The sequence below is a fragment of the Magnetospirillum gryphiswaldense MSR-1 v2 genome (assembly GCF_000513295.1).
Lineage (GTDB): Bacteria > Pseudomonadota > Alphaproteobacteria > Rhodospirillales > Magnetospirillaceae > Magnetospirillum > Magnetospirillum gryphiswaldense.
The window spans coordinates 1,066,016-1,091,809 of record NC_023065.1; the positions used below are offsets into that span (position 1 = coordinate 1,066,016).

The following is a 25,794-nucleotide window of genomic DNA, read 5'->3' on the forward strand; positions in this document are numbered from 1 at the left end:
CGGCCCTGAATGACCGATTGATGAAGGATTGGTTCAGGCGGATGTACAGGCCCATGGTTCGTGGGTATATTCCGCAACGCAACATGATGTGCCGGAAATGGAGTTGGCAATGGTCGAGATGATGGAAAACCGCACCTGGGCTGAAATCAAGATCGGCGACAGCGCCAGCGTCACCCGGACCTGCCGCATGGAGGATGTCGAACTGTTCGGCGTCGCCACCGGCGATCTCAACCCCACCCATTACAATGCCGAGCAGGCGCAAAGCCTGGCCCATCACCGCAAGGTGATGGCGCATTCGCTGTGGACCGGATCGCTGCTGTCGGCGGTTCTGGGCAACGAATTGCCCGGTGCCGGCACCGTCTATCGCAGCCAAAGCTTCGATTTCCAATTGCCGGTCGAGGTGGGGGACACCGTCACCGTTTTCATCATTGTGACGGAAAAGATCGAGCCCACCGATGTGGTCTTCTCCTGCAAGGCGGTCAACCAGAACGGCGCCCAAGTGTTCACCGGTATCGCCCGGGTGACGGCGCCGACGCAAAAGGTGATCCAGCCGCGCACCGAATTGCATGAAGTGTCGTTGCGTCGCCGCCATCATGTGTTCGAGGACATCATCGAGCGCTGCGCGGCCTTGGACCCCATTTCGGTGGCGGTGTGCCATCCGTGCGATCAGGTGTCGCTGGAAGGCCCGATCGAGGCCTATAAGCTGGGTCTGATCAACCCCATCCTGGTGGGGCCGGAAGCCAAGATTCGCTCGCTTGCCGCCGAATTCGGCTTCGACCTGACCGGCCTGCGCATCATCGACACCCAGCACAGCCACGAATCGGCGGAAAAGTCGGTGGAGCTGTGCCGCACCGGCCAAGCCGAGGCGTTGATGAAGGGCAGCCTCCACACCGACGAGATGATGCATGAAGTGGCCAGCCGCGCCACCGGCCTGCGCACCGGGCGGCGCATCAGCCATGTCTTCGTCATGGACGTGCCGACCTATCCCAAGATGCTGCTGATCTCGGACGCCGCCATCAACATCTATCCGACCTTGGAAGACAAGGTGGACATCGCCCAGAACGCCATCGACCTGGCCCTGTGCATGGGCGTGGTGATGCCCAAGGTGGCCATCCTGTCGGCGGTGGAAACCGTCTATCCCAAGATCAATTCCACCATCGAGGCGGCGGCTTTGTGCAAGATGGCCGATCGCGGCCAGATCACCGGTGCCATTCTGGATGGCCCCTTGGCCTTCGACAACGCCATCTCGGCGGAAGCGGCCAAGATCAAGAAGATCAATTCCCCCGTCGCCGGTCAGGCCGACATCCTGCTGGTGCCCGATCTGGAAGCCGGCAACATGCTGGCCAAGCAATTGTCCTATCTGGCCGATGCCGATGCCGCCGGTATCGTGCTGGGGGCGCGGGTTCCCATCGTGCTGACCAGCCGCGCCGATTCGGCCAAGGCCCGTCTGGCCAGTTGCGCCGTCGCCGTGTTGTTCGCCCATGCTCGCCGCGTCGCCGGCAAGGTTGCCGCCCAATAGAAAGGAACAGGTCATGCGTGACGGTATTCTGGTCATCAACGCCGGTTCTTCGTCGATCAAGTTCTCGCTTTATCTGTCGAACGGCGACGGCAAGCCCAGCCTGCAATCCAAGGGGCAGGTCGAGGGCATCAATGTTGCCCCCCATTTCATCGCCCAAGCGGCGGATGGCGCCGTTCTGGCCGAGCAACATTGGCCAGCGGACAGCAATCTGCACCACGAGGATCTGCTGAAACACCTGATCGATTGGGTGGAAGACAATCTCGACGACGCCCGGTTGGTGGCCGCCGGTCACCGCGTGGTCCATGGCGGGGCGCGCTATTCGCAGCCGGTGCTGGTGGACGAACTGGTGTTGAACGGCCTGGAAAAGCTGATCCCGCTGGCGCCCTTGCACCAGCCGCACAACATCGCCCCTATCCGTGCCCTGGCCAAGGTCCATCCCGGCCTGCCGCAGGTGGCGTGTTTCGACACCGCTTTTCATGCCACCAATCCCAAGGTAGCCACCACCTTCGCCTTGCCGCGCGAACTGACCGACGAAGGCGTGCGCCGCTACGGCTTCCACGGCCTGTCCTATGAGTTCATCGCCCGCCGCCTGGGCGAGATCGCCCCCAAGATCGCCGCCGGCAAGGTGGTGGTTTGCCATCTGGGCTCGGGTGCATCCATGTGCGCTATCGACAATGGCCGGTCGGTCGCCTCGACCTTGGGCTTCACCGCTGTCGACGGCTTGCCCATGGGCACCCGTACCGGCAATCTGGACCCCGGCGTCATCCTCTATCTGCTGGATGAAAAAGGCATGAATTCCAAGCAGATCGAGAACCTGCTGTACAAGCAATCCGGTCTTTTGGGGGTTTCCGGCGTTTCCAACGATATGCGGGTATTGCTGGAAAGCAGCGATCCCCATGCCGCCGAGGCGGTGGACCTGTTCTGTTATCGCATCCGTCGCGAGCTGGGGTCGCTGGCCGCCGCCATGGGCGGGCTGGACGGTGTTGTCTTTACCGCCGGTATCGGCGAACGTTCCGCCCCGGTGCGGCGGATGGTGTGCGACGGTGCCGGTTGGCTGGGCATCAGCCTGGATGGGGCGGCCAATCTGGCCAATGCCCAGACCATCACCCAGGCCGACAGCGGTATTCCGGTCTTCGTCATTCCCACCGACGAGGAAATGATGATCGCCAAGCACACCCGCAACGTGTTCAAGCAGATCCGTCAGGCGGCGCAATAGGCTGAAGCGCCCCCAGTACAAAGGATTGGGGGCGTCTTTCGCGCTTGCGAAAAAAAATCCAACGGGTGTAGCGTGCGGCCTCCGATAACCTCGAGGTTCCCATGCTGCGTTTGTCCGTTTCCCTCTTGTCGGTGATCGCTTTGGCCGGATGCGCCGTCGTCGATTTGGCGGCGCATGGGGTCAAGCGCTACGAAAAAACCAAGGAACAGGAGCAGACGGCGGGGGCGTCAGGCCAACAGCCGGCGGCGGTGGAAACCAGCCGTAACGACGAGCCCATGCGTGATGTCGGTTATGGGCCGTCGGTCGAGCCCGCCTCTGCCGGTGGCACGATCCAGTCACAACCGCTGAACTGACCCTAAAGTTTGCGCTGACCTTCGCTGCTGATCACGTCGCCGAAGCCGACGCCGTTCAGTTCTTCGTCCAAGATCAGATCGTGGCGTTTGTCCGGGCACAGATCGGACACGTTTTGCAAATCGGTCAGCACCGTGTCCAGGCGGTCGAGGACGTCAAGGACGTCGTCGGCCATGGCCGGGTCGTCCATGCGCCCGGCAAAGCGGCGCATGTTCCAGGAAAAGACCCGCATTTGCTTGACGTGATCGCGGAACGAGCGCGGGCGGCGCAGAAACAGCCGTGACGAATTGCGTATGTTACGGATGAACAATTCGATCAGGGCTTGCAGGAAACGGTCGGCCCCTTCCAGCTTGCGACGGAAGATGGGGTAAGGGACCAGGGCAACTTCGCTTTCCTCGGTGGTGACGGCCGAAGCCGAGCGGTTGCCGCCGTCCAGAACCGCCATCTCGCCGAAAATCTCGCCCGGCGAGATGTCGCCGACCTCGGTACGGTGGCCTTCATGGTGGTGGAACAAGGTGACCTTGCCGCGCAGCAGGATATACGCACAGTCACCGTTGTCGCCCTGAGCAAAGATACGTTCCCCGGTGGGAATGATCTGCCGTTCCAGTTGAATAGTGCCGCCAAAAGCGGACTCTTCCATGATTTGTTTGTTCCAAAATCCTGCCAAGCGCGAATCTTGCGACAAAACAACTGATGACACAATTATAATATTAAAGACCTTAGATTCCGTACAAAGTTTGGTGTTACCAATGGTTGATCATCATGAGTTGTCCCACCGGTTGAATGTGGCCCAGGGCGGCGCTGCCGATCTGGATCGTCTCATCGCCGATTTTTTCGCTCAGCCTTGCCTGGCTTACAGCGAATCCACCGATCAAAGTCGGGCTTTGGTTCGCCAAGTGTTGCCCGATTGGCATCTGCATCTGGGGTTTGGTGCCAGTGGCGTTTTACCCTATGCCGCCCTTAGCCTGGGTGACCGCCATTGCGAGGCCGAGGCGGGGACCGTGCCCCTGGCCATCCTGCGATGCCTGATGCAGGCGGTCAGCCCGCCAGAAGCTCCAGGGCAAACAGAGCCGCCGCCAGCCTGACCGCATCGCGGTCGCCGCTGAATACCCGATGCTGGGTCAACGGCGGCACGTCATGGCGGGCCAGGGCGAAGTGGACCAGCCCCACCGGCTTGCCCGGGCTGGCGCCACCGGGACCGGCGATACCGGTAATCGAGACCGCCATATGGGCCAGACTACGTTCCAACGCGCCGATGGCCATAGCGGCGGCCACTTCGGCGCTGACCGCACCCCTTTGTTCGATCAGGGCCATGGGCACGCCCAGCATGTCGGCCTTGGCTTGGTTGGAATAGGTGACAAAGCCGCGTTCCACCACCGCCGACGACCCGGCGATGCTGGTCAGCGCCGCCGAAACCAAGCCACCGGTGCACGATTCGGCGGTGGCGACCATGGTGTGATATTGGCTGTGGCGGGTGATGACCGTCTGGGCCGAGGCCAGCAGGGCAGGGGGCAACACGGTCATGGCAAGCTCCACCACAGGGAAAACAGGGCGAGGATCGCGGCACCGTAAAGGGCGGCCAGCAGATCGTCGAGCATGACCCCCAATCCGCCACCGACCGCGCGGTCGGCCAAGCTGGCCGGCCACGGCTTCCAGATATCGAGGATGCGGAAGAGGATGAAGCCGACCAGATACAGCATGGGCTCGGCCGGAACCGCCGCCAGCACCAGCCATTGGCCGGCGACTTCGTCGATGACCACCTCTTTGGGATCATCCTCGCCGGTCAGGCGGACATAGACCGCCGCCGCCCACCAGCCGACCAGGGCGGCGATCACGGCGGCCCCCAGCAGGGCGATGGTGCCGCCCCAGCCCATCAACAGCCAGGCGCAAGGCAGGGCGGCCAAGGATCCCCAGGTGCCCGGCGCCCGCGGCAGCAGGCCGGCACCAAACCAGGTGGACAGCAGAAAGGCCGGATGCAGGGGGGAAATCCCTGGCCTGGGCGGCGTCAAAAATATCAAGGAATGCATCCTTCAATCCGGCGCGACGGACAGTTTATGCCCGTCAGTATATGCGTCTAATACTTTTGGACGAACTCTTTTTCCCTTTGCCACACTGGCATTGTCGCTACACCGTGGGAGACTGGCGATCAAGGGGATTTATCGGGGGGGATCGATGGCGGGTGGGGGACTGCTTTCCCGTTTCAGCATGACATACAGGTTGATGGCCGGGGGAACCGTGGTCGCCGTCATTCTGTGGTTCGGCTTGGACATGGTCCAGTCGGCCCGTACCGACGCCATCATTCATGCAAGCGTCGATCATCAGTTGAAGGTTCAGGCCGAGGCTGGGCAGGCCCGCTTTCAGGCCATTTTGCAGAACCATTTTACCTATACTGCGTTTTTGGCAGCTTCATCTCCGGTTTCCGATTTGGCGGGCCAGTCATTGCGGTTCTCTCCGACGGAGAAGCCGGTTGACGGCCTGTTGTCGGAATTGCCCCTGTTGCATGACCCCATCAGTCGAGCCGATATCAGCTTTCTGGCGGTGATCGACGGCAACAACCGCATCCGTCGGCTGATGTCCGATGGTGCCCATCCTCCACCGGCCGGGTTGCAGGATTTCGTCGCCGCCTTGCCGGTCAACGCCGCCCACCGCGCCATCGTCCAGCGTTTGGGGGGCGATGTTTACGTTGTGTCAGTCCATGCCATCGCCGGTCAAAGGGCCAGTCTGGTGGTGTTGACCCGCTGGGATTCCGGCCTGCTGACCCGCGCTCACGGTTTCGCTCCCGGCAGTGACTTGACCGTGGCCATCGCCGACATGTTCCATGGCGTCGTCGCCGCCTCCAGCGATCCGGCGGCGATTGCCATGGGGTTGCCCCTGGCCCGGTTGGAAACCGATTGGCTGGCGGTTTACCAGGAACTGCCCGACCATGGCGGCATCGACTTTCTGCCGGCCTTCGTCACCATCGTTTCCCATGCCTATGCCGATCGTCAGGCTGAGCCTTTGCTGCGCCAGGAACGCGAACAGCGCACGGTGCTGGCGGCCACTCTGATCGGTCTGTTCCTGCTGGTTCTGGTGGTGGTGGCGTTGCGGCTGCGCCAGATCATCGATCAGGTTGCCCTGGTGATCGAATCGGTCAACGGCAAGCAGGAGCCGGCGTTCAAGGGCGGCGACGAGTTGTTGGGGCTGGTGCGTCAGGTTCACACCTTGGCCACCGAGGTGCGCCGTTCACGCCAGGCCTTGCAATCGGAAGCCGCCGAAAAAATGCGCCTGAACGAGGAACGCATTCTGGTGCGTGAGGAAAACGCTCGTCTGCGTCTGTTGCAGACGGTCACCGATCTGCTGCGGGTGGGGGTCGTGCGTCTGGGCCATGATGGTCCGGTGGCGGAAAACCGGGCGATGGAAGAGATGTCGCAGACCTGCGGCGGTCTTTCCCCCTTTGTCCAGGCCAGCAACAGGGGCAGTCAGGACTTGGTGGCCTTGGATACCCATGGTGCCGAACGTATCTATGAGCTGCTTTCCGCCGACGGCATCGACCATGATCTGATTCTGGTGACCGAGGTTACCGAACAGCGCCGGGCCGAGCAGATGATCCACTCCCTGGCGCTGTTTCCGGCGCAAAGCCCCTATCCGGTGCTGCGCATCGGCATCGATGGCGCTATCTTGCACGCCAATCCTGCCAGCGAACCGCTGTTGAGCGAGTGGGCCACCGGCATGGGCCGTAAGGTACCCGACGAATGGCATGGAATCATTACCGAGGTTCTCGCCACCGGTCGCCAACTTCAGGCGGAATTACCGGTTATCGGGCGGGTTTTGTCGCTGACCCTGGTGCCGGTAAAAGGCGCCGGCTATGTGAACATCTATGCCACCGATGTATCCGACCGGGTGGCGGCGGAACGGCAACTGGCCGATGCCAACGAGGATTTGGAGCGCCGGGTCGAGGAACGCACCCGCGATCTGGTCCGGGCCAAGGAACAGGCGGAACTGGCCAGCCGGTCGAAAAGCGAGTTCCTGGCGACCATCAGCCATGAATTGCGCACGCCCTTGAATGCCATCATCGGCTTTTCCGAGGTGATGGCCGGTTCCATGTTCGGCCCCTTGGGCAACAGCCGTTATCAGGAATATGCCGGCGACATCGTCCAGTCGGGCCGCCATCTGCTGGCGGTGATCAACGACATCCTCGACGTGTCGAAGATCGAGGCCGGCCAGATGTCGCTGGATTTCGGCCCGGTGGAAATCCCGCCGGTGATCGATTCCGCCGTGCGACTGGTGGAGACCCGGGCCAGAGCCAATAGTTTGAGGCTGCGCAGCGAAGTGGACAAGGATTTGCCGGTCATCGACGGCGACCGCCGCCGTTGCCTGCAAATCCTGGTCAATCTGTTGTCCAACGCCATCAAGTTCACCCCGGAAGGCGGGCAAGTGACCATCGGCGCCAGCCGTGAAAACGACGGCATCCGTCTCAAGGTCCAAGATACCGGCATCGGCATGAGCGAAAGCGAAATTCAGGTGGCCCTGGAACCCTTCCGTCAGGTCGACGGCTCGCTGTCACGTCAGTACGAAGGCACCGGCCTGGGGTTGCCCTTGGCCAAGTCCATGGTTGAACTGCATGGCGGTTCGCTGGTGGTCAACAGCCGCAAGGGCGAAGGCACCGAGGTGGCGTTCTGGCTGCCGCTCAATCAGAACAGTGGCAAGGGTCCGGGGCCCAATTGGGACATCTGATCAGCCGTAACGCTGCTCCGTCCACGGATCGCCTTCGTCGTGATAGCCGCGCAATTCCCAATATCCGGGGCTGTCCTGATCCATGAAGGTGATGGCGCGCAGCCATTTGGCGCTTTTCCAGAAGTAGAGCTTGGGGATGACCACGCGCACCGGCCCGCCATGTTCCCGCGTCAGTTTCTCGCCCTGCCAGGAATGGGCCAACAACACGTCGTCATCGGCGAAGCGGGCCAGCGGCACGTTGGTGGTATAGCCGTCGTAACTGCGGAACATGATGAAACGCGCCGAGGCGCGTGGCTTGGCCATGGCCAGCAGATGGCGGGCGGAAACGCCGTTCCAGGTGTTGTCGTAGCGCGACCAGGTGGTGACGCAATGGATGTCGCTGACCAGTTCGGTCTGCGGCTGGGCCAGGAAATCATCCCACGACCATTTGAGCGGATTTTCCACCGCACCGCCGACACTGAGCGACCAGTCCTTTTCCGCCAGATTGGGCTGGATGCCCAAATCCAGTACCGGCCAATCCACGGTTTCGTGTTGGCCCGGCGGCAGGCGATTTTGCGAATGGCTGCCGGTCAGGCCGCGGCCTTCGCGTGCCCAAGCCTCTTTGGTGGCAACCAGCTTGTCCTTGATCTTGCCCGCAAGCGGCACATCGTCTTCGCTCACATCAGTCCTCGTCGGCAGGCGGCAAAGCGTCAGTCCCGGTTGCGCAGGACCCGTGCTTTTTCACGGTTCCAGTCGCGCTGCTTGATGGCCTCGCGCTTATCGTGGGCCTTGCGGCCCTTGGCGAGTCCAAGCTGGACCTTGGCGATGCCGCGATTGTTGAAATGAATATCCAGCGGCACCAGGGTCATGCCGTCCTTGGCGATGGCCCCCACCAGCTTGCGCAATTCGCGGCGATGCAGCAGCAATTTGCGCGGGCGGCGGGTTTCATGCGGGAACGGCATCTTCGCCTGATATTCAGGGATATAGGCATTGTAGAGGATCAATTCATCCCCGTTGGGTCCGGCAAAGGCTTCACTGATGTTGCCTTTACCGGCCCGAAGGGACTTGATCTCGGTGCCCACCAGCATGATGCCAGCCTCGATGGTGTCCACGATGGTGTATTCGTGGCGTGCCTTGCGGTTTTGGGCGGCGATGCGTTCGGGCAGGGACATGGGTTCAGATCAGCCCGGCTTGCGCCAGGGCCGCCTTGACTTTGGCCCGCGCCGCATCCGACGCCGGCACCAGCGGCAAGCGCACCTGATCGGTGGACCTGCCCAGCAGGCTGGCGGCGTATTTGACCGGGGCGGGGCTGGTTTCGCAGAACATGGCATCGTGGATCGGCATCAGCTTGTCGCGGATGGCGAAGCAGGTGGCCAGATCGCCCTTGGCCCAGGCGTTCTGCATGTCGGCGCACAGCTTCGGCGCGATGTTCGAGGTCACCGAGATGCAGCCGACACCGCCTTGGGCGTTGAAGGCGGTGGCAGTGGCGTCTTCGCCCGACAACTGGCAGAACTTGTCGCCCAGGGCGACCCGCATTTGCAGCGGGCGGGCCAGATCGGCGGTGGCGTCCTTGACGCCGACGATATTGGGCAGCTTGGCCAGACGGGCGAAGGTCTCGACGCTGATATTGACCACCGAGCGACCGGGGATGTTGTAGACGATCACCGGCAGGTCCACCGCGTTGACGATGGCCTCGTAATGGCGGAACAGGCCTTCCTGGGTCGGCTTGTTGTAATAAGGTGCCACCACCAAGGCGGCATCGGCGCCGGCTTCCTTGGCGTGGCGGGTCAGCGCGATGGCTTCGTCGGTGGAGTTGGAGCCGGTGCCGGCGATGACCGGGATTTTGCCCTTGGCCACTTCCACGCACAGTTCGACAACCCGTTTGTGTTCATCATGGGACAGCGTCGGGGACTCGCCGGTGGTGCCGCAGGGCACGACACCGTGGGTGCCCTCGGCGATCTGCCAGGCGACGAAGTCCTGGAACGCGCTATCGTCCACGCTTCCGTCGCGGAAGGGGGTGATGAGGGCGGTGATCGATCCCTTGAACATGGTTGACATCCTGAAACAATGGACATTTGTGAACCCGGCACATTACAGACAAGCCAATCGCTGTACAAGGGCGCCGTCCAGCTTGCTTGTAAGCCCAAGGGTTCCCTAGAATGGCGCCCACCTGTCCAGCCTTTGGTCGGACGGCTAGTCGGAGGTGTTGTTTTGTTTGTCCGTACCGTCGCTGCCCTGTTGGTGCTTGGCGTGTCCCTGGCGTTCGCACTGCCTGCCGCCGCCGATATCCCGGCGCGCGAGCGCAAATTGTACGATCAGGTGTTCGCCGCTGCGCGCAAGGATCGCTTCGCCGAAGCCGAGCGTCTGGCCATGCAGGCGTCCGACCGGCTGCTGCCCAAGCTGATCCGCTGGATGACCTATGCCAATCCCAGGTCGGGCGCCAGTTTCGAGGAAATCGGCTCGTTCATCGATTCGTCGCCCGACTGGCCGATGATGAATTCGCTGCATCGCCGGGCGGAAGAGGCCATCGGTCCCGCCACTCCCGCCGATCATGTGCTCAACTGGTATAAACGTCGTGACCCGGTCACCGTCGACGGCGCCATGGCCCTGGCCAAGGCGCTGATCGGTTCCGGTCAGCAGGAGCGCGCGGTCGAGGTCTTGCGCAAGGCATGGATCGACGGCGGTTTCGGCACCATTCAGGAAAAGCAGTTCCTCGACCAGTTCGCCGACTATCTGCACCCCGATGATCATTGGCGGCGGCTGGACCGGCTGTTGTGGGACAAGCAGGATGGCCCGGTGCAACACATGTTGCTGCGGGTGACGCCGGAACGCCGGCTGCTGGCCCAGGCGCGGCTGGCGCTGCAAGCCGGCAAGTCCGACCCGGAAGGCCTGATCGCCAAAGTGCCGAAGGAGTTGAAGAACGATCCCGGCCTGATTTACGACCTGGTGCGCTGGCGCCGGCAAAAGGACATGGACGAAGACGCCATCGACCTGTTGTCGCATCCCGCCCGCAATCAGGTGCGGCCCGATCTGTGGTGGCAGGAGCGTGGCATCCTGGCCCGGCGTGCCCTGCAAAAAGGCCTGATCTCGCGCGCTTATCAGATGGCCGCCGATCACGCTTTGGCCGACGACAACAGCCAGTTCGCCGAGGCCGAGTTCCTGGCCGGCTGGATCGCGCTTCGCTTCCTGGACGACAAGGAAACGGCGGCGGTGCATTTCCAGAAGCTGTGGGACAAGGTGACGACGCCGTTGTCGCGCTCACGCGCCGCCTATTGGGCCGGGCGCACCGCCGAGGCCCGCGCCGACATCAAGGGCGCCAAGGATTGGTATGGACGCGGCGCTCAGTATTTCACCGCCTATTACGGCCAGTTGGCGGCATCGCGCCTGGACGACCATCATTGGCCGCTGCCGCCCGATCCCAAGGCCAGCGCCGAGGAAATCAAGCGGTTTGAAAACCGCGATATGGTCCGCGCCACCCGCATCATGCTGGAAATGGGCGAAACCGAATATCTGCGCGCCTTCTTCCTGCGCCTGAACGAAGTGGCCGGTTCGCCCGGCGAGCGCGTTCTGGTCGGTAAGCTGGCGCTGGAGCAGGGCCGCAACGATCTGGCCGTCACCATCGCCCGCCGTGCCGACCGCGAAAGCGTGTTCCTGGTCGGTGCCGGTTGGCCGGTACCCCATATCGGGGTGGAAACCCGACCGGAAAAGGCCTTGGTTCTGGCGCTGATCCGCCAGGAATCCGGCTTCATGGAGGCGGTGCAGTCACCGGTGGGGGCGCGTGGCCTGATGCAGTTGATGCCGGCCACCGCCAAGCAGGTGGCACGGGAAATCAAGGTCGCCTTCAATCCGTCGAAACTGGATGATCCCGATTACAACATCCGCCTGGGCAGCACCTATCTGGGCGACATGATCGACAATTTCGAGGGCTCGTACGTCATGGCCCTGGCCGCCTATAATGCCGGTCCGGCCCGCGTGCGCCGCTGGGTCAAGGAATATGGCGACCCGCGCGACCCGACCGTCGATGTCATCGACTGGATCGAGATGATCCCGTTCACCGAGACCCGGGGCTATGTACAGCGGGTGATGGAAAGCCTGTCCATCTATCGCCGTAAGCTGGGGCAGGTTGACGGAACCTCGTTTGAATCCGATCTGAAACGATGGGCGCGCCGTTCGTCGTGATTTTTCTAGTTTCTGCGCCATGGCGGCGGTATTTTCCCCGCGTCTTGCCGCACCTGTTCAGTAAAGGTTGAATTCAATGCCGGAATATCGCTCTCGCACCTCCACCCATGGCCGTAACATGTCGGGCGCCCGCGGCCTGTGGCGCGCCACCGGTATGAAGGACGAGGATTTCGGCAAGCCGATCATCGCCGTGGTCAATTCCTTCACCCAGTTCGTGCCCGGTCACGTGCACTTGAAGGATCTGGGCCAGATGGTCGCGCGCGAAATTGAAAAGGCCGGCGGCATCGCCAAGGAATTCAACACCATCGCCATCGATGACGGCATCGCCATGGGCCATGCCGGCATGCTGTATTCGCTGCCGTCGCGCGAGATCATCGCCGATTCGGTCGAATACATGTGCAACGCCCACACCGCCGACGCCATGGTATGCATCTCCAATTGCGACAAGATCACGCCCGGCATGCTGATGGCGGCGTTGCGCCTGAACATCCCGGCGGTGTTCGTTTCCGGCGGACCGATGGAAGCGGGCAAGGTGGTCTATAAGGGCGAAACCCACGCCGTCGATCTGATCGATGCCATGATCAAGGGTGCCGACAAGAACGTTTCTGACGAAGAGGCCATGGCCTTCGAGCGCGAAAGCTGCCCCACCTGCGGCTCGTGCTCGGGCATGTTCACCGCCAATTCCATGAACTGCCTGACCGAGGCTTTGGGCCTGTCACTGCCCGGCAACGGCACCGTGGTCGCCACCCATGCCGACCGCAAGGAATTGTTCCTGGAAGCCGGGCGGCGCATCGTCGCCATCACCCAGGCCTATTACGAACAGGGCGACCAATCGGTGCTGCCGCGTTCCGTCGCCACCTTCAAGGCGTTTGAAAACGCCATGACCCTGGATATCGCCATGGGTGGCTCCACCAACACCGTGTTGCATCTGCTGGCCGCCGCCCAGGAAGCCGGTGTCGATTTCACCATGGCCGATATCGACCGCCTCAGCCGCCGCGTGCCCTGCCTGTGCAAGGTCGCCCCCAACATCGCCGACGTCCACATCGAGGACGTACACCGCGCCGGCGGCATCATGTCGATCCTGGGCCAGTTGGAACAAGCCGGTCTGCTGCACGCCGATTGCGGTACCGTCCATTCCGGCACCATGGCGCAAGCCCTGGCCAAGTGGGACATCAGCCGCTCCGACGACGCCAGCGTGCACGACTTCTTCCGTGCCGCCCCCGGCGGCGTGCGTACCACCGAGGCGTTCAGCCAGTCCAAGCGTTGGGATGCTCTGGATAAGGACCGGGAAAAGGGCATCATCCGCTCTGCCGGTGCGGCGTTTTCCAAGGATGGCGGCTTGGCCGTGCTGTTCGGCAACATTGCTTTGGACGGCTGCATCGTCAAGACCGCCGGCGTCGACGAATCCAACCTGACCTTCACCGGTCCGGCGGTGATCTGTGAAAGCCAGGACGAGGCGGTGGCCAAGATTCTGGGTGGCGGGGTCAAGGAAGGCGATGTGGTCATCGTCCGCTATGAAGGCCCCAAGGGTGGCCCCGGCATGCAGGAAATGCTCTACCCCACCAGCTATCTGAAAAGCATGGGCCTGGGCAAGAAGTGCGCCTTGATCACCGATGGCCGTTTTTCCGGCGGCACCTCGGGTCTGTCCATCGGCCATGCCTCGCCGGAAGCGGCCGAGGGCGGCGCCATTGGTTTGGTGCAGGAAGGCGACACCATCGTTATCGACATCCCCAACCGTGTCATCAAGGTCGATGTGTCCGATGACGAACTGGCCAAGCGCCGTGCCGCAATGGAAGCACAGGGCAAAAACGCCTGGAAGCCGGTGGGCCGCGACCGTCCGGTCAGCCCGGCATTGCGCGCCTATGCCGCCATGACCACTTCCGCCGCCCGCGGCGCCGTGCGCGACGTGTCCCAGTTGGAGCGGTCGTAAGGGCGGGGGGCCATCCGTCATGGCCACCATCACCTGGAACCCGATGATGAGCGTCGGTGTCCCTATCTTGGACGCCGACCATCGGACCTTGGTGGGGTTGATCAACGACCTGCACCATTCCGTCGGCGACGACGAGGAATACGCCACCCTGGGCAGCGTGTTGAAGGCGTTGCAGGAATATGCCGATCACCATTTCGCCCGCGAGGAACGGGTGATGGAGATTTGCCGCTATCCGTCGATGGAGGTGCATCGGCGCATGCACCAGCGCCTGTCCAAGCAGGTGAGCGATCTGAAAAACGGCTACGACAGCGACCGTACGGCGGTGCGGGCCAAGGATTGCCTGGATTTTCTGCATAAATGGCTGATCGAGCATATTTGCTCGACCGACATGGATTATCGCTCGTGGGTGATTGGCCACGGCGAAGCCCTGAGCGCGGCGGAAGCCCTGTCCATGACCGGCCCCAAGACCAATGCCAGCTTGGATTGGCGGCAATTGCGGGTGCTGGTGGTCGACGACAACCAGAACTTCGCCCAAGTCCTGCGCACCATCCTGGAAGGCGTCGGCGTCACCACTATCGGTGTCGCCATGGATTTGGATGCGGCCAAGACCCGGTTGCAGGCTTCGGTCATCGATGTGGTGGTCACCGACTGGCATGTGGGGACGGAAAACGGCCTGGATCTGGTGGCCTGGATCCGGCGTCAGCCGGCCTTGGCCCAACTGCCGGTGTTGGTGCTGTCGGGGCATGAACGTATCGCCAATCGCGACGTGGCGTTGGCCGCCGGTGCCGACGAGTTCATGGAGAAGCCCATTTCCGCCCGTGGCCTGCTGATCTGCCTGTCGCGGCTGATGCGCAAGGACAAATCCCCATGACCCAATCCTACAGCGATCTGGTGGTTGACGGGCGCTTGCCCGCTTCGGTCCATCCCATGCCCGATTTGCTGGATCAATCGGCGGAGCAGGTGTTGGCCGCCTTCCGTGACAGCCAGCGCGCCGATTTTTCCGCCATCATCGGCGACGTCAACCGCCCCGGTACGATTCTGCATCAGGTCTTCGCCGATTTGAAGCAGCGGGCCGCGCCGGACAATCCGTTCCACCGGGTGGCGTTGTTTCGTGATGGCGCCTTGGAACGCATGTTCCTGGATTTGCACGACCACGTGATGAGTCATCCGGTCTGGCGCCATCCGTTCTTCGTCCGCGTCTTCGACGGCGGCATCGATGTGGATGGCTTGCGCCGTTTTTCCACCAGCTATTTCAACCAGATCAAGAACACCCGCCAATGCGTGGCCATGGCCATCGGCCGTTTTCACGGCCTGATGGATTTGCCCTATGGCGGCTTGAACGAAAGGGTGGCCGAGATCACCCAGGTGTCCCTGGCCCAACTGGTCGCCGACGAATACGGCGTCGGTGCGCACGACGTGGAAGATTACCCTGATCTCGGTCATCTCTTCCGCTCGCGCACCCATATCGTCCTGTACCGGCAATTGTTCGACGGCTTGGGAATCGCCGCCGATGACCAGGATCAGCCCATGCTGTGGGGTGTCGCCGACAATGTGCTGATCCAACGGCTGGTGGCCGGCGATCCGGCCTTTTCCCCGCTCGAGGCCTTGTCCTCGGTCGGTCTGGGCATGGAATGGGGAGTACCGGAATTCTTCTCGCTGCTGCTGGGCGGCATGATTCGGGTGGGCCGGCGCGAGCGTTTGGCCCTGACGGCCCGCGATCTGGAAGTGTTCATCGCCCATGTGCGCTATGACGTGCTGCACGCCGTATCGGTGATGCTGGTCACCAGCTTGCACATGAAGGATGATGCGGATGTGGCGGTGGTCAAGAACGCCTGTAACACCCTGATGGCCGGGCGCTACGCCATGATGGGCGACGTCTACGCCCATGTCTTCGGCGAAAGCTGCCCCGCTCTGGCCGAGATCGGCCTGGAGCCGCGTTATCAGTTGACCGATCGCCGCATGGAAACCGCCTTGCGGGCGGCCCGGCAAAGCATTTCCCCCCAACGGGTGGTGCGGGGTGATGAGTATCGCGCCCGCACCGACGTACCTTTGGTCTTTGCCTGAAAAACTTACTTCTCGGCGAAGGCCTTTTCGATGACGTAATCGCCGGCCCCGGCATGGCTGCCCTGGTTGAAGCCGATGCTGTCCAGGTGGTCGGCCAGTTCGTTCATCATGTTGGGATTGCCGCAGATCATGATGCGGTCTTCCTCGCGGTTGAGCTGCGGCACGCCCAGATCGCTGAACAGCTTGCCCGACTTGACCAGATCGGTGATGCGGCCCTGGTTGCGGAAATCTTCACGCGTCACCGTCGGGTAATAGACCAGCTTGTGGCGGGCTTCGTCGCCGAAAAATTCGTTCTTCGGCAGTTCTTCGGTGATGAAATCCACATAGACCAGATCGTGGATGAAGCGCACGCCGTGCACCAGGACCACCTGATCGAAGCGTTCATACACTTCCGGGTCCTTGATCAGCGACAGGAAGGGGGCCAGGCCGGTGCCGGTGGACAGCAGGTAAAGGCGCTTGCCCGGCAGCAAATTGGGCAGCACCAGGGTGCCGGTGGTCTTCTTGTTGACCAAGATGGTGTCGCCCGGCTTGATGTGCTGCAAGCGCGAGGTCAACGGGCCGTTGGGCACCTTGATCGACAAAAATTCCAGGTGTTCCTCGTAATTGGCGCTGACCATGGAATAGGCGCGCATCAGCGGCTTGCCGTCCACCATCAGGCCGATCATGGCGAACTGGCCGTTTTCAAACCGAAAACCGGGATCACGGTTCAGCTTCAGGGTGAACAGGGAATCCGTCCAGTGATGGACGTCCAGAACCGTCTTTTCCAGAATGTTCGACATGGACCTTTGCTCGTCTGACCAGAGTAACACCATTGGCGCGCCGCAATATGGCGGAACGCTTATCTACATAGCGCCTCGATGACAAAACATCAAGATAAATGTAGTTTCTAAATTTATAACATTTATTTTGTGTTTAATTTAGGTCGATCCAGATGGGGGTGTGATCGCTGGCCTTTTCCCGCCCGCGCGGTTCCTTGTCGATGTCACAGGCGATCAATCGGTCGGCGGCGGCGGGCGACAGCAGGAAATGGTCGATGCGCAGGCCGTTGCCGCGCGGCCATGCCCCGGCCTGATAATCCCAGAAGGTGTAAAGACCGGGCTGGGGGTGGAGGGCGCGGAAGGCCTCGGTCAGGCCGAGATGGCACAATTCGCGGAACAGGGCGCGGCTTTCCGGGCGGCACAGGGCGTCGTCGGCCCAGCCCGCCGGGTCATAGACGTCGGCATCGGTGGGGCAGATGTTGTAATCGCCGCCCAGCACAAAGGGCATGCCCTGGTCCAGCAAGGTCTTGGCGTGGTCGACCAGCCGGCGCATCCAGCGCAATTTGTAATCGAACTTTTCACCGGGGCAGGGATTGCCGTTGGGCAGGTACAAGGACGCGATGCGCAAGCCCCGGATGTCGGCCTGGATATAGCGGGCCTGTTCGTCGGCTTCGTCGCCGGGCAGGCGGATTTGGATATTGTCCAGCGTGTGGCGCGACAAGATGGCGACGCCGTTATAGGATTTCTGCCCATGCACGGCCACCTGCCAGCCGGCGGATTGAAAATCCAAGGTGGGAAAGCCGTCGTCCTGGCATTTGATTTCCTGCAACAGCAGCACATCGGGCTTGGCGGATTGCAGCCAATCCATCACGTTGGGCAGGCGGGCTTTGACCGAATTGATGTTCCAGGTGGCGATGCGGACCATGATGCCTCGGTGGTGGATGACGGGATTGGCGGTGGTGGGCTTGGTTTTGGCATGGGGACCGGCCCGGGCGCAATCCTGTCCGCCCATGCCCAAGCCGACTTATAGCCTGCAATTGGATCACGGCAGCCCGGTTTACCGCAACGATCGTTCACGCGCCGAGGTATCGCGGCTGGCCGGTCCCGGCCTGCCCGGTCACAGCCAGCAAGGGCTGACCCATTCGGAAACCGAGTTCTCGCTGACCATCACCGTCAATGCTGCCGTGCTGGAGTCAGGCCGCACCTGCGTGGCGCTGGGTGAGGCCAGGGGCGTGTGGCGTCTGAGCAAGCTGGAGGTGGATATCGTGCGCGAACACCCGCCCGGCACCTGCCCGCACGCGGTGATCCGGGCCCACGAGGATCAGCACGTGGCCATGGCGCAACGCATGTTCATCCGCCATGCCGGCACTATCCGCGCCCGGCTGGGGCAATTGGTGGCGCAATCGCGCCCATCCATCACCGCCTTGGCCCCGGCCCAGGCGACGCAAGTGCTGCGCGACCAGTTGATGGAGGGGCTTAAGACGACGCTGGCGGCGTTCGAACGGGACCTCGCCCGCGCCAACGCCGCCATCGACACGCCGCAGAACTACAAGGCGGAAACCGCCAAGTGCCCGCGCTGGGAATGAGTTACATGGAAAAGCTGGAACCGCAGCCGCAGGTCGAGGTCGCTTGCGGATTGCGGAACTGGAAGCTGGCGCCCATCAGATCCTCGACGAAATCCACCTCGGTGCCGTCCAGCAGATCAAGCGAGGTCTGGTCGACCACCAGCTTGACGCCGTGATGTTCGGTGACGACGTCGTCTTCGCCGGTCTTGTCGTCCAGCTCGATATTGTATTGAAAGCCTGAACAGCCGCCGCCGGAAACGGCCACGCGCAGCATCATGTTGGGCTTGCCCTCCATGGCGATCAGGGCTTGAACGCGCTGGGCGGCGCTTTCGGTCAGGATGACGTTGGACATGGATGAACCTCGATTGCGATGTGACTGGCCCGGCGGAATTGGAAACACCTTAGCATACGCAATATGGTGGGTGGTAGCCGAAGGGCAAGAGGTTGCGTTCAGGCCATGCGGGCGGTAGTGTCCGGGCATGAGCGAACATTTGTCGTCCCGATCCGCAATCCTGGCTCCTTTCGCCTGCCGGCCCGAGGAGTCGCGCGGGCGTCTGCATGCCGAGCCGGAAAGCGGCACCCGTTCGCCGTTTCAGCGCGACCGCGACCGCATCATCCATTCCGCCGCCTTCCGTCGCCTGCAATACAAGACCCAGGTCTTCGTCTATCACGAAGGCGACAATTTCAGGACGCGGCTGACCCATTCGCTGGAAGTGTCGCAGATCGCGCGCTCCATCGCCCGCGTGCTGGGGCTGGAAGAGGATATGGCGGAATCCCTGGCCCTGGCCCACGATCTGGGGCACACCCCCTTCGGCCATGCCGGCGAGGACGCGTTGCAGGATGTGCTGTCGGCCTTCGGCGGCTTCGATCATAACGCCCAGTCGCTGCGCATCGTCACCAAGCTGGAACGCCGTTACATCGAATTCGACGGCCTCAACCTGACCTGGGAAACCCTGGAAGGTCTGGTCAAGCATAACGGCCCGCTGACCGGACCGCAGGCCAGCCCGCGCGAAGACGATTTGCCCGGGGCCATCACCGAATATGTCGCCCGCCATGATCTGGAGCTGGACACCTTTGCCAGCGCCGAGGCGCAGGCGGCGGCCCTGTCCGACGACATCGCCTATAACAACCACGACATCGATGATGGCCTGCGCGCCGGCCTGTTCACCATCAAGGATCTGGCCGACGTGCCTTTGGTCGGGCCGGTGTTCCATGCGGTGATGCGGGAGCATCCCGATGCCGATATCAGTCTGCACATCCATGAAGCGGTGCGGCGCATGATCGGCATGATGATTTTGGACTGCATCGCCGAGACCAAGCGCCGCATCGATGATTTCGCCCCTCGATCGGCCGACGACGTGCGCCGGCTGAAGGTGCCCTTGGTGTCGTTCTCGGATGAGATGCGGGCCAATGACCGCGCCTTGAAGAAATTCCTGTTCCCCAACATGTACCGCCACTTCACCGTCAATCGCATGACCAGCAAGGGGCGGCGGGTGGTGAAGGACCTGTTCAATCTGCTGTTCGCCGAGCCCGGCTGTCTGCCGCCGGAATGGCGCCGCCTGACCGATGGCGCCGGTACCGCCAAGACCGCCCGCGTGGTCGGCGATTACATCGCCGGCATGACCGACCGTTTCGCCCTGGACGAGCACCGTCGTCTGTTTGACATGCAAGAGAAGCCCTGAATGAACCTGTTCAAGTATTTCCGCCAAGAGATCATCGCCGCCCTGTCCCGCCTGGACCTGCCGTCGGGCCTGGACACCAGCAAGGTGACCGCCGAACCCCCGCGTGAGGAAGCCCATGGCGACGTGGCGACCAACGCGGCCATGGTGCTGTCCAAGGCCGCCGGGCAAAAGCCGCGCGATCTGGCCGAGGCTTTGGCGGCGCAATTGCGGGCGCATCCGGCGGTGGCGGCAGTGGAAATCGCCGGTCCCGGCTTCATCAATCTGCGTCTGGTCGACAGCTTCTGGGCCGAGCGTCTGGCGGAAGTGCTGCAGGCCGGCGCGGCCTATGGCGATTCCGACATGGGCGGCAACCGTCCCATCAACGTCGAGTACGTGTCGGCCAATCCCACCGGCCCCATGCATATCGGCCACGCCCGTGGCGCGGTGATCGGCGACGCTTTGGCTTCGTTGCTGGCCAAGGCCGGCTATGCCGTCACCCGCGAATATTACATCAACGATGCCGGTGCCCAGGTGGACGTGCTGGCCCGGTCCATCCATCTGCGTTACCGCGAGGCCCTGGGCGAAGAGATCGGCGAAATCCCCGAAGGCCTTTATCCGGGTGATTACCTGCAACCGGCGGGCAAGACCCTGGCGGCGATCCATGGCGACGATTTCAAGGATGCGCCGGAAAGCGAATGGCTGGCCCGGTTCCGCCTGTTCGCCGTCGATGCCATGATGGACATGATCCGTGACGATCTCGCCGCCTTGGGCGTCAAGCACGACGTCTTCACCTCGGAACGCGGGCTGGTGGAAAGTGGCAAGGTGGATGCGGCGCTCGACTTTCTGGCCGGTCTGGGCCAGGTCTATGAAGGCGTGCTGGAACCGCCCAAGGGCAAGGTTCTCGATGATTGGGAGCCGCGCCCGCAGACCCTGTTCCGCGCCACCGCCTTTGGCGACGACGTCGATCGTCCGTTGAAGAAGTCGGACGGCTCGTGGACCTATTTCGCCTCGGATATCGCCTATCACCTGGATAAGTACCGGCGAGGCTTCCCCGCCATGATCGACATCTGGGGTGCCGATCACGGCGGCTATGTCAAGCGCATGCAGGCCGCCGTCAAGGCAGTGAGCGAGGGCGGCGGTGACCTGGACGTGAAATTGTGCCAGATGGTCAATCTGATGAAGGGCGGACAGCCGTTCAAGATGAGCAAGCGGGCCGGCACCTTCGTCACTCTGCGCGATCTGGTCGATCAGGTGGGCAAAGACGTGGTCCGCTTCATCATGTTGACCCGCAAGAACGACGCCCATCTGGATTTCGACCTGGACAAGGTGCTGGAACAGTCGCGCGACAACCCGGTCTTCTATGTGCAATACGCCCATGCCCGCTGCCATTCGGTGCTGCGCCACGGCGCCCAGGCGTTGCCTGGGGCCGATCTGTCCGCTGCCGCTTTGGCCACGGGTCCGTTGAGCCGCTTGACCGATCCGGCAGAGCTTGCTGTCATCAAGCTGCTGGCCGGTTGGCCGCGTCTGGTGGAAAGCGCCGCCGAAGCCCATGAGCCGCATCGGGTGGCCTTCTATCTCAACGACGTGGCCGCCGCTTTCCACGGTCTGTGGAACAAGGGCAAGGACGACACGCAATTGCGCTTCCTGATCGAAGGCGATGCCGAATTGTCCCTGGCCCGCATGGGGCTGGTACGCGCCGTCGCCGATGTCATCGCATCGGGTTTGGCGGTGTTTGGTGTGGAACCGGTGGAGGAGATGCGCTGACATGGCGGGACATTCCGACGACGATTTCGATCGCGACATCCTGGACATCATTCCTGAACGTTTCGACGCCGACGCCGATTCCTATCACGCGCGTGCCGGCAGTCGTTTGCGCAACTGGCTGATTCTGGGCGCCGCCGTTCTCGCTGTCGGCGTCGCGGTGGCCGTGGGATGGCGGGTGGTCGCCGGTGGTGGCGACAGTGCCAACGGCATTCCGGTGATTTCCGCCGACCAGCGCCCCATCAAGATCCGTCCCGATGATCGGGGCGGCATGCAGGTGCCCAACCAGGACAAGCTGGTCTATGGCCGCTTGGAACAAGGCGATGGTGACGCCAAGGTGGAACGTCTGCTGCCCGCAGCCGAGCAACCGGTGCCGCCGCCCGCTGCCCCCGTGGCTCCGCCCAAGCCGGTCGCTCCGGTGGCGCCGGAAGTGTTGAAGCCGGCAATTCCGGCGGCACCGGTTCAGGCCCCGGCCCCAGCGGTCGTCCGTCCGGTCGAGCCCATGCCGCCGGCTCCGGTTGCCGCTCCGGCTCCGGCCAAGGTGGCTTCGGCTCCGCTTCCGGCCCCGGCTCCGGCTCCCGCGCCGGTCAAGGCGGCACCGGTCGTTGCTCCGGCTCCGCCTCCGCCTGTCCCCCCGGCGCCGGTGGTCAAACCGGCGGCTTTGGCCGGTGGGGATTATCTGGTGCAATTGGGGGCGTTGCGTTCCGCCCCCGATGCCGAAAAGGAATGGGGCCGCATCCAGCGCAGCAATGCCGATGTACTAGGGGGACTGAAGTCCGACGTGGTGCAGGTGGATTTGGGCGCCAAGGGTGTGTTCTGGCGCTTGCGCGCTGGTCCGCTGAGCGAGCAATCCGCCCGTCAGGTGTGTGGCGAACTGAAGAATCGTAGCCAGGGGTGCATGGTTGTCCGCAAATAATCCCATTCCCGCCGCCGCCATTTTCGGCTGTGCCGGCCTGACCCTGAGCGAGGACGAACGGCGTTTTTTCGCCCGCGTCAATCCGCTGGGCTTCATCCTGTTCGCCCGCAACGTGGATACTCCCGATCAGGTGCGGGATTTGGTGCGCCAGTTGCGTGACAGCGTCGGTCGGGATGACGCGCCGGTGCTGATCGACCAGGAAGGCGGGCGGGTGCAGCGCCTGCGTCCGCCCCATTGGCGTAAAGCCCCCCCTGGGGCCGATTTCGCCAGACTGGCCGAGCGCGACCGCGATGCCGCCATTCATGCGCTTCATCTCAATTACCGGCTGATCGGGCAGGAATTGGCCGAATTGGGCATCGACGTGGATTGCGCCCCGGTTCTGGATGTTCCCATCCCTGGCGCCCATGACGTCATCGGCGACCGTGCCTTCGGCCTGACCGCCGACATGGTCGCCGATCTGGGTCGCGCCGTCTGCGATGGCCTGCTCGATCAGGGCGTATTGCCGGTGATCAAGCACATTCCCGGCCATGGCCGCGCCATGGTTGACAGCCATCTGGCCCTGCCGGTGGTGGAAACCAGCCGCGCCCAATTGGAAGCCCAGGATTTTCCGCCCTTTATCGCCCTTAGCGATCAGCCCTGGGCGATGACCGCCCATGTGGTCTATGGCGCCCTTGATGCCGATGCCCCGGCCACTACCTCGGCCAAGGTCATCGGCGAGATCATCCGGGGCGTGATCGGGTTTGAAGGTTTCCTGATTTCCGATGATCTGTCCATGAAGGCCCTGGGCGGCGATTTCGCCAGCCGGACTACCGCCAGCCTGGAGGCCGGCTGCGATGCCGTCTTGCATTGCAACGGCGATATGGCGGAAATGCAGGCCATTGCCGCCGCCGTCTCGCCGTTGTCGGAAATCGCGCGCGAGCGTCTGGCCCGTGGTCAACGTCTCAAGCGCCAGGCCGTTGCGCTAAACAAGGATGAAGCCGCCGCCGAAATCGCCCGGTTGCTGACATGACCGATTTGATCGGCATGGTGCAGCAGGTTTCCGTGGTGGCGTTGCCGCTGATTTTCGCCATCACTCTGCACGAGGCGGCCCATGGCTATGCCGCCCTGGCCCTGGGCGACGATACCGCCAAGCGGGCCGGGCGGTTGTCGCTCAATCCTCTGCGCCATGTGGATCTGGTCGGTTCGATCATCGTGCCCGCCGTACTGTTGCTGGTGGGCAGTTTCCTGTTCGGCTGGGCCAAGCCGGTGCCGGTGGATTTCCGCCGTTTGCGCAACCCGCGCTATGGCATGGTGTTGGTCGCCGCCGCCGGTCCGGCCAGCAATGTGGCCATGGCCATCATCGCCATCTTGCTGATCACTTGGGTCGGTGCCTTGCCGGCTGCGGCGGTGGATTGGGCCCGGCTCAATCTGGCCAATGCCATTTACCTGAATTTGCTGTTGGCGGTGTTCAACATGATCCCCATTCCGCCCTTGGATGGCGGACGGGTGGCGGTCGGCCTACTGCCGCGCCGGTTGGCCTTTCCCCTGGCCCGGCTGGAGGACAAGGGCATCCTGATCGTCGTCGGCCTGCTGATGATCCTGCCCACCGTGACCGGTCTGGCCGGCTTTCGCATCGATCCGTTCGATCTGCTGATCCAGCCGGTGATCAATTTTCTCCTGACCATCCTGGTTTCCATTTTCGGCGGATGATATGCAGGTCGATGTTTTCCAGGAAGACGAAGGTGCCCCCCAGCGATCCGCCGAGGATCGGCTGGTGCTGGACCTTGACGGCTTCGAGGGGCCGCTGGATGTGCTGCTGGCCCTGGCGCGCGAGCAAAAAGTCGATCTGGCCAAGATTTCCATCCTGAAACTGGCCGATCAATACCTGGAATTCGTCCATCGCATCCGCCAGCGCCATCTGGATCTGGCGGCGGAATATCTGGTGATGGCGGCATGGCTGGCCTATTTGAAGTCGCGCCTGCTGCTGCCCGAACCGGAACCGGAACAAGAAGGTGAACTGAGCGCCGCCGAAATGGCCGATATCCTGGCCTTTCGCTTGCGCCGGCTGGAAGCCATGCAGAAGATCGGCACCACCTTGGTCAACCGGGCGCGCTTGGGCCGCGACATCTTTGCCCGAGGCGAGCCCGAGAATGTGGCCGTCATCACCCATTCCCTGTTCGACGTGCAATTGTTCGATCTGTTGAAGGCCTATTCCGACCATGTGGTACGCACTTCGGTGCGAACTCTTCACATCGAGGCCCCCGATCTGTACTCGGTCGAGGACGCCTTGCGTCGGTTGGAACACATGTTGGGGACCATGCCCGACTGGTCGGTGCTGTCGGCCTATCTGCCCGCCATCCACGGCGATCCGCTGAAGATGAAATCGGCGGTGGCCTCTACCTTCATCGCCGCCCTGGAACTGGCCAAACAAGGCCGTCTGCAATTGCGTCAGGATGGCGGCGCCTATTCCCCCATTTACGTCAAGGCCGGCGAGGTGGCGGCGTGACCGACGGTTTCGATCCCCAACATCTGCGGGTGCTGGAAGCGCTGCTGTTCGCCTCGGCCCAACCGCTGGACGAACGCGATCTGGTGGAAAAACTGCCCCCGGGCAGCGACGTTGTGGCGCTCTTGACCGAATTGCAGGGGCAATATGCCGGTCGCGGCGTCAATCTGGTCCGTCGCGACAGTAAATGGGCCTTTCGCACCGCTCCCGATCTGGCCGGGCAATTGGTCATCGAGCAGACCCAGACCCGGCGGCTGTCGCGTGCCGCCATCGAGGTTCTGGCCATCATCGCCTATAACCAGCCGATCACCCGGGCCGAGATCGAGGAAGTGCGTGGCGTCGCCCTGTCCAAGGGTACGCTGGACCTGTTGTTCGAGGCCGGCTGGATTCGTCCGCGCGGGCGGCGGCGCAGCCCGGGCAAGCCGTTGCAATGGGGCACCAGCGACGGCTTCTTGGATCATTTCGGCCTGGAAAGTCTCGAGGATTTGCCCAGCCTGAAGGAATTGAAGGCCGCCGGCCTGCTTGATACCCGTCCCGCCGCCGACGCCTATGGCAATCGCGCGGTTGACGGCCTCGTCCCGGTGGACACCGATGAGGACGACGAGGCCGAGCCGGAACTGGATTTGTTGGATGAGGACGAAGTGCTGGGTCTGGCGGAATAGGGCGGTTGCGGGGCGTGCCCAAGTCTGCGATGATCCGC

General features: G+C 62.7%; 26 protein-coding genes. 17 read left to right on the forward strand and 9 right to left on the reverse strand.

Annotated features, from left to right (window positions below; translation table 11 throughout):
- Window positions 1–109 precede the first annotated feature (109 nt).
- From MGMSRV2_RS05020 to MGMSRV2_RS05030, 3 genes are all read left to right on the forward strand, one after another.
- Complete coding sequence (locus MGMSRV2_RS05020; RefSeq protein WP_024079265.1) at window positions 110–1,519, forward strand: bifunctional enoyl-CoA hydratase/phosphate acetyltransferase; 1,410 nt, start codon at window positions 110–112, stop codon at window positions 1,517–1,519.
- A 13-nt stretch (window positions 1,520–1,532) separates the two neighbouring features.
- Window positions 1,533–2,735, forward strand: coding sequence for an acetate/propionate family kinase (locus MGMSRV2_RS05025; RefSeq protein ID WP_041633457.1), 1,203 nt, complete (start codon window positions 1,533–1,535; stop codon window positions 2,733–2,735).
- Window positions 2,736–2,836: 101 nt separating this feature from the next.
- A complete protein-coding gene (locus MGMSRV2_RS05030) occupies window positions 2,837–3,088 on the forward strand; it encodes a hypothetical protein (RefSeq protein ID WP_024079267.1) in 252 nt (83 codons plus the stop codon).
- 2 nt (window positions 3,089–3,090) lie between these two features.
- Here the strand turns inward: MGMSRV2_RS05030 and MGMSRV2_RS05035 are convergent, their stop codons facing one another.
- Entirely contained in the window at window positions 3,091–3,726 is a 636-nt protein-coding gene (locus MGMSRV2_RS05035) for a cyclic nucleotide-binding domain-containing protein (RefSeq protein ID WP_024079268.1), read from the reverse strand.
- Between the two features lie 109 nt (window positions 3,727–3,835).
- Here MGMSRV2_RS05035 and MGMSRV2_RS05040 point away from each other — a divergent pair, with 109 nt between their 5' ends.
- Window positions 3,836–4,171 (forward strand): hypothetical protein, encoded by a 336-nt coding sequence (locus tag MGMSRV2_RS05040; protein ID WP_024079269.1) that lies wholly within the window; start codon window positions 3,836–3,838, stop codon window positions 4,169–4,171.
- Here MGMSRV2_RS05040 and MGMSRV2_RS05045 read toward each other — a convergent pair.
- Complete coding sequence (locus tag MGMSRV2_RS05045; protein WP_024079270.1) at window positions 4,125–4,610, reverse strand: CinA family protein; 486 nt, start codon at window positions 4,608–4,610, stop codon at window positions 4,125–4,127. The two genes, MGMSRV2_RS05040 and MGMSRV2_RS05045, sit on opposite strands and share 47 nt — an antisense overlap.
- A complete protein-coding gene (locus MGMSRV2_RS05050) occupies window positions 4,607–5,113 on the reverse strand; it encodes a phosphatidylglycerophosphatase A family protein (RefSeq protein WP_024079271.1) in 507 nt (168 codons plus the stop codon). The genes MGMSRV2_RS05045 and MGMSRV2_RS05050 overlap by 4 nt, the downstream gene beginning before the upstream one ends.
- Before the next feature lie 208 nt (window positions 5,114–5,321).
- Here MGMSRV2_RS05050 and MGMSRV2_RS05055 point away from each other — a divergent pair, with 208 nt between their 5' ends.
- Entirely contained in the window at window positions 5,322–7,799 is a 2,478-nt protein-coding gene (locus MGMSRV2_RS05055) for a sensor histidine kinase (protein WP_158497738.1), read from the forward strand.
- Here the strand turns inward: MGMSRV2_RS05055 and MGMSRV2_RS05060 are convergent, their stop codons facing one another.
- The 3 genes from MGMSRV2_RS05060 to dapA are packed head-to-tail and all read right to left on the reverse strand — an operon-like array spanning window position 7,800 to window position 9,827.
- Window positions 7,800–8,459 (reverse strand): sulfite oxidase-like oxidoreductase, encoded by a 660-nt coding sequence (locus MGMSRV2_RS05060; protein ID WP_024079273.1) that lies wholly within the window; start codon window positions 8,457–8,459, stop codon window positions 7,800–7,802.
- A gap of 29 nt (window positions 8,460–8,488) precedes the next feature.
- Window positions 8,489–8,950 (reverse strand): SsrA-binding protein SmpB, encoded by a 462-nt coding sequence (gene smpB, locus MGMSRV2_RS05065; RefSeq protein ID WP_024079274.1) that lies wholly within the window; start codon window positions 8,948–8,950, stop codon window positions 8,489–8,491.
- Window positions 8,951–8,954: 4 nt separating this feature from the next.
- Window positions 8,955–9,827, reverse strand: a complete 873-nt coding sequence (gene dapA, locus MGMSRV2_RS05070; RefSeq protein ID WP_024079275.1) for a 4-hydroxy-tetrahydrodipicolinate synthase — start codon at window positions 9,825–9,827, stop codon at window positions 8,955–8,957.
- Window positions 9,828–9,989: 162 nt separating this feature from the next.
- Between dapA and MGMSRV2_RS05075 the strand changes: the two genes are divergently transcribed.
- The 4 genes from MGMSRV2_RS05075 (at window position 9,990) to MGMSRV2_RS05090 (ending at window position 15,951) form a co-directional block, all read left to right on the forward strand.
- The gene (locus tag MGMSRV2_RS05075; protein WP_024079276.1) at window positions 9,990–11,957 is read left to right on the forward strand and encodes a lytic transglycosylase domain-containing protein; all 1,968 of its coding nucleotides are present in this window, start codon (window positions 9,990–9,992) and stop codon (window positions 11,955–11,957) included.
- A gap of 76 nt (window positions 11,958–12,033) precedes the next feature.
- The gene (ilvD, locus tag MGMSRV2_RS05080; protein WP_024079277.1) at window positions 12,034–13,887 is read left to right on the forward strand and encodes a dihydroxy-acid dehydratase; all 1,854 of its coding nucleotides are present in this window, start codon (window positions 12,034–12,036) and stop codon (window positions 13,885–13,887) included.
- A gap of 19 nt (window positions 13,888–13,906) precedes the next feature.
- A complete protein-coding gene (locus MGMSRV2_RS05085; RefSeq protein WP_024079278.1) occupies window positions 13,907–14,758 on the forward strand; it encodes a bacteriohemerythrin in 852 nt (283 codons plus the stop codon).
- On the forward strand, window positions 14,755–15,951 hold the full coding sequence (locus MGMSRV2_RS05090; RefSeq protein WP_024079279.1) for a heme oxygenase-like domain-containing protein: 1,197 nt from the start codon (window positions 14,755–14,757) through the stop codon (window positions 15,949–15,951). Before MGMSRV2_RS05085 ends, MGMSRV2_RS05090 begins: the two co-directional genes overlap by 4 nt.
- 5 nt (window positions 15,952–15,956) lie before the next feature.
- Here the strand turns inward: MGMSRV2_RS05090 and MGMSRV2_RS05095 are convergent, their stop codons facing one another.
- Both MGMSRV2_RS05095 and MGMSRV2_RS05100 read right to left on the reverse strand, forming a co-directional pair.
- A complete protein-coding gene (locus MGMSRV2_RS05095) occupies window positions 15,957–16,730 on the reverse strand; it encodes a ferredoxin--NADP reductase (protein ID WP_024079280.1) in 774 nt (257 codons plus the stop codon).
- Window positions 16,731–16,863: 133 nt separating this feature from the next.
- Window positions 16,864–17,634, reverse strand: a complete 771-nt coding sequence (locus MGMSRV2_RS05100) for an exodeoxyribonuclease III (protein WP_041634095.1) — start codon at window positions 17,632–17,634, stop codon at window positions 16,864–16,866.
- An 85-nt stretch (window positions 17,635–17,719) separates the two neighbouring features.
- On the opposite strand from MGMSRV2_RS05100, the gene MGMSRV2_RS05105 reads away from it, so the two are divergent.
- Window positions 17,720–18,295: a hypothetical protein gene (locus tag MGMSRV2_RS05105; protein ID WP_024079282.1), complete on the forward strand. Its 576-nt coding sequence runs from the start codon at window positions 17,720–17,722 to the stop codon at window positions 18,293–18,295.
- A gap of 1 nt (window position 18,296) precedes the next feature.
- Here the strand turns inward: MGMSRV2_RS05105 and erpA are convergent, their stop codons facing one another.
- Window positions 18,297–18,626: an iron-sulfur cluster insertion protein ErpA gene (gene erpA / locus MGMSRV2_RS05110; protein WP_024079283.1), complete on the reverse strand. Its 330-nt coding sequence runs from the start codon at window positions 18,624–18,626 to the stop codon at window positions 18,297–18,299.
- Window positions 18,627–18,753: 127 nt separating this feature from the next.
- Between erpA and MGMSRV2_RS05115 the strand changes: the two genes are divergently transcribed.
- Genes MGMSRV2_RS05115 through scpB form a run of 7 tightly spaced genes read left to right on the forward strand, consistent with a single transcriptional unit; the run spans window position 18,754 to window position 25,756 of the window.
- Window positions 18,754–19,956, forward strand: a complete 1,203-nt coding sequence (locus MGMSRV2_RS05115; RefSeq protein ID WP_024079284.1) for a deoxyguanosinetriphosphate triphosphohydrolase — start codon at window positions 18,754–18,756, stop codon at window positions 19,954–19,956.
- Window positions 19,957–21,699, forward strand: a complete 1,743-nt coding sequence (argS, locus tag MGMSRV2_RS05120) for an arginine--tRNA ligase (RefSeq protein WP_024079285.1) — start codon at window positions 19,957–19,959, stop codon at window positions 21,697–21,699.
- A 1-nt stretch (window position 21,700) separates the two neighbouring features.
- The gene (locus MGMSRV2_RS22140; protein ID WP_024079286.1) at window positions 21,701–22,612 is read left to right on the forward strand and encodes an SPOR domain-containing protein; all 912 of its coding nucleotides are present in this window, start codon (window positions 21,701–21,703) and stop codon (window positions 22,610–22,612) included.
- Entirely contained in the window at window positions 22,599–23,621 is a 1,023-nt protein-coding gene (gene nagZ, locus MGMSRV2_RS05130; RefSeq protein WP_024079287.1) for a beta-N-acetylhexosaminidase, read from the forward strand. The genes MGMSRV2_RS22140 and nagZ overlap by 14 nt, the downstream gene beginning before the upstream one ends.
- The gene (locus tag MGMSRV2_RS05135; protein WP_024079288.1) at window positions 23,618–24,301 is read left to right on the forward strand and encodes a site-2 protease family protein; all 684 of its coding nucleotides are present in this window, start codon (window positions 23,618–23,620) and stop codon (window positions 24,299–24,301) included. Before nagZ ends, MGMSRV2_RS05135 begins: the two co-directional genes overlap by 4 nt.
- 1 nt (window position 24,302) lies before the next feature.
- A complete protein-coding gene (locus tag MGMSRV2_RS05140) occupies window positions 24,303–25,097 on the forward strand; it encodes a segregation and condensation protein A (RefSeq protein WP_024079289.1) in 795 nt (264 codons plus the stop codon).
- Window positions 25,094–25,756 carry an SMC-Scp complex subunit ScpB gene (scpB, locus tag MGMSRV2_RS05145; protein ID WP_024079290.1) on the forward strand — a complete coding sequence of 221 codons (663 nt, stop codon included), beginning with the start codon at window positions 25,094–25,096 and terminating at the stop codon, window positions 25,754–25,756. The genes MGMSRV2_RS05140 and scpB overlap by 4 nt, the downstream gene beginning before the upstream one ends.
- Window positions 25,757–25,794: the final 38 nt, after the last annotated feature.

What these genes read in the sequence shown, in the direction of transcription:
- MGMSRV2_RS05020 (WP_024079265.1), top strand. Translation starts at nt 110, where the DNA reads ATGGTCGAGATGATGGAAAACCGCACCTGGGCTGAAATCAAGATCGGC.
- MGMSRV2_RS05025 (WP_041633457.1), top strand. Translation starts at nt 1,533, where the DNA reads ATGCGTGACGGTATTCTGGTCATCAACGCCGGTTCTTCGTCGATCAAG.
- MGMSRV2_RS05030 (WP_024079267.1), top strand. Translation starts at nt 2,837, where the DNA reads ATGCTGCGTTTGTCCGTTTCCCTCTTGTCGGTGATCGCTTTGGCCGGA.
- MGMSRV2_RS05035 (WP_024079268.1), bottom strand. Translation starts at nt 3,726, where the DNA reads ATGGAAGAGTCCGCTTTTGGCGGCACTATTCAACTGGAACGGCAGATC.
- MGMSRV2_RS05040 (WP_024079269.1), top strand. Translation starts at nt 3,836, where the DNA reads ATGGTTGATCATCATGAGTTGTCCCACCGGTTGAATGTGGCCCAGGGC.
- MGMSRV2_RS05045 (WP_024079270.1), bottom strand. Translation starts at nt 4,610, where the DNA reads ATGACCGTGTTGCCCCCTGCCCTGCTGGCCTCGGCCCAGACGGTCATC.
- MGMSRV2_RS05050 (WP_024079271.1), bottom strand. Translation starts at nt 5,113, where the DNA reads ATGCATTCCTTGATATTTTTGACGCCGCCCAGGCCAGGGATTTCCCCC.
- smpB (WP_024079274.1), bottom strand. Translation starts at nt 8,950, where the DNA reads ATGTCCCTGCCCGAACGCATCGCCGCCCAAAACCGCAAGGCACGCCAC.
- dapA (WP_024079275.1), bottom strand. Translation starts at nt 9,827, where the DNA reads ATGTTCAAGGGATCGATCACCGCCCTCATCACCCCCTTCCGCGACGGA.
- ilvD (WP_024079277.1), top strand. Translation starts at nt 12,034, where the DNA reads ATGCCGGAATATCGCTCTCGCACCTCCACCCATGGCCGTAACATGTCG.
- MGMSRV2_RS05085 (WP_024079278.1), top strand. Translation starts at nt 13,907, where the DNA reads ATGGCCACCATCACCTGGAACCCGATGATGAGCGTCGGTGTCCCTATC.
- MGMSRV2_RS05090 (WP_024079279.1), top strand. Translation starts at nt 14,755, where the DNA reads ATGACCCAATCCTACAGCGATCTGGTGGTTGACGGGCGCTTGCCCGCT.
- MGMSRV2_RS05095 (WP_024079280.1), bottom strand. Translation starts at nt 16,730, where the DNA reads ATGTCGAACATTCTGGAAAAGACGGTTCTGGACGTCCATCACTGGACG.
- MGMSRV2_RS05100 (WP_041634095.1), bottom strand. Translation starts at nt 17,634, where the DNA reads ATGGTCCGCATCGCCACCTGGAACATCAATTCGGTCAAAGCCCGCCTG.
- MGMSRV2_RS05105 (WP_024079282.1), top strand. Translation starts at nt 17,720, where the DNA reads ATGCCCAAGCCGACTTATAGCCTGCAATTGGATCACGGCAGCCCGGTT.
- erpA (WP_024079283.1), bottom strand. Translation starts at nt 18,626, where the DNA reads ATGTCCAACGTCATCCTGACCGAAAGCGCCGCCCAGCGCGTTCAAGCC.
- MGMSRV2_RS05115 (WP_024079284.1), top strand. Translation starts at nt 18,754, where the DNA reads ATGAGCGAACATTTGTCGTCCCGATCCGCAATCCTGGCTCCTTTCGCC.
- argS (WP_024079285.1), top strand. Translation starts at nt 19,957, where the DNA reads ATGAACCTGTTCAAGTATTTCCGCCAAGAGATCATCGCCGCCCTGTCC.
- MGMSRV2_RS22140 (WP_024079286.1), top strand. Translation starts at nt 21,701, where the DNA reads ATGGCGGGACATTCCGACGACGATTTCGATCGCGACATCCTGGACATC.
- MGMSRV2_RS05135 (WP_024079288.1), top strand. Translation starts at nt 23,618, where the DNA reads ATGACCGATTTGATCGGCATGGTGCAGCAGGTTTCCGTGGTGGCGTTG.
- MGMSRV2_RS05140 (WP_024079289.1), top strand. Translation starts at nt 24,303, where the DNA reads ATGCAGGTCGATGTTTTCCAGGAAGACGAAGGTGCCCCCCAGCGATCC.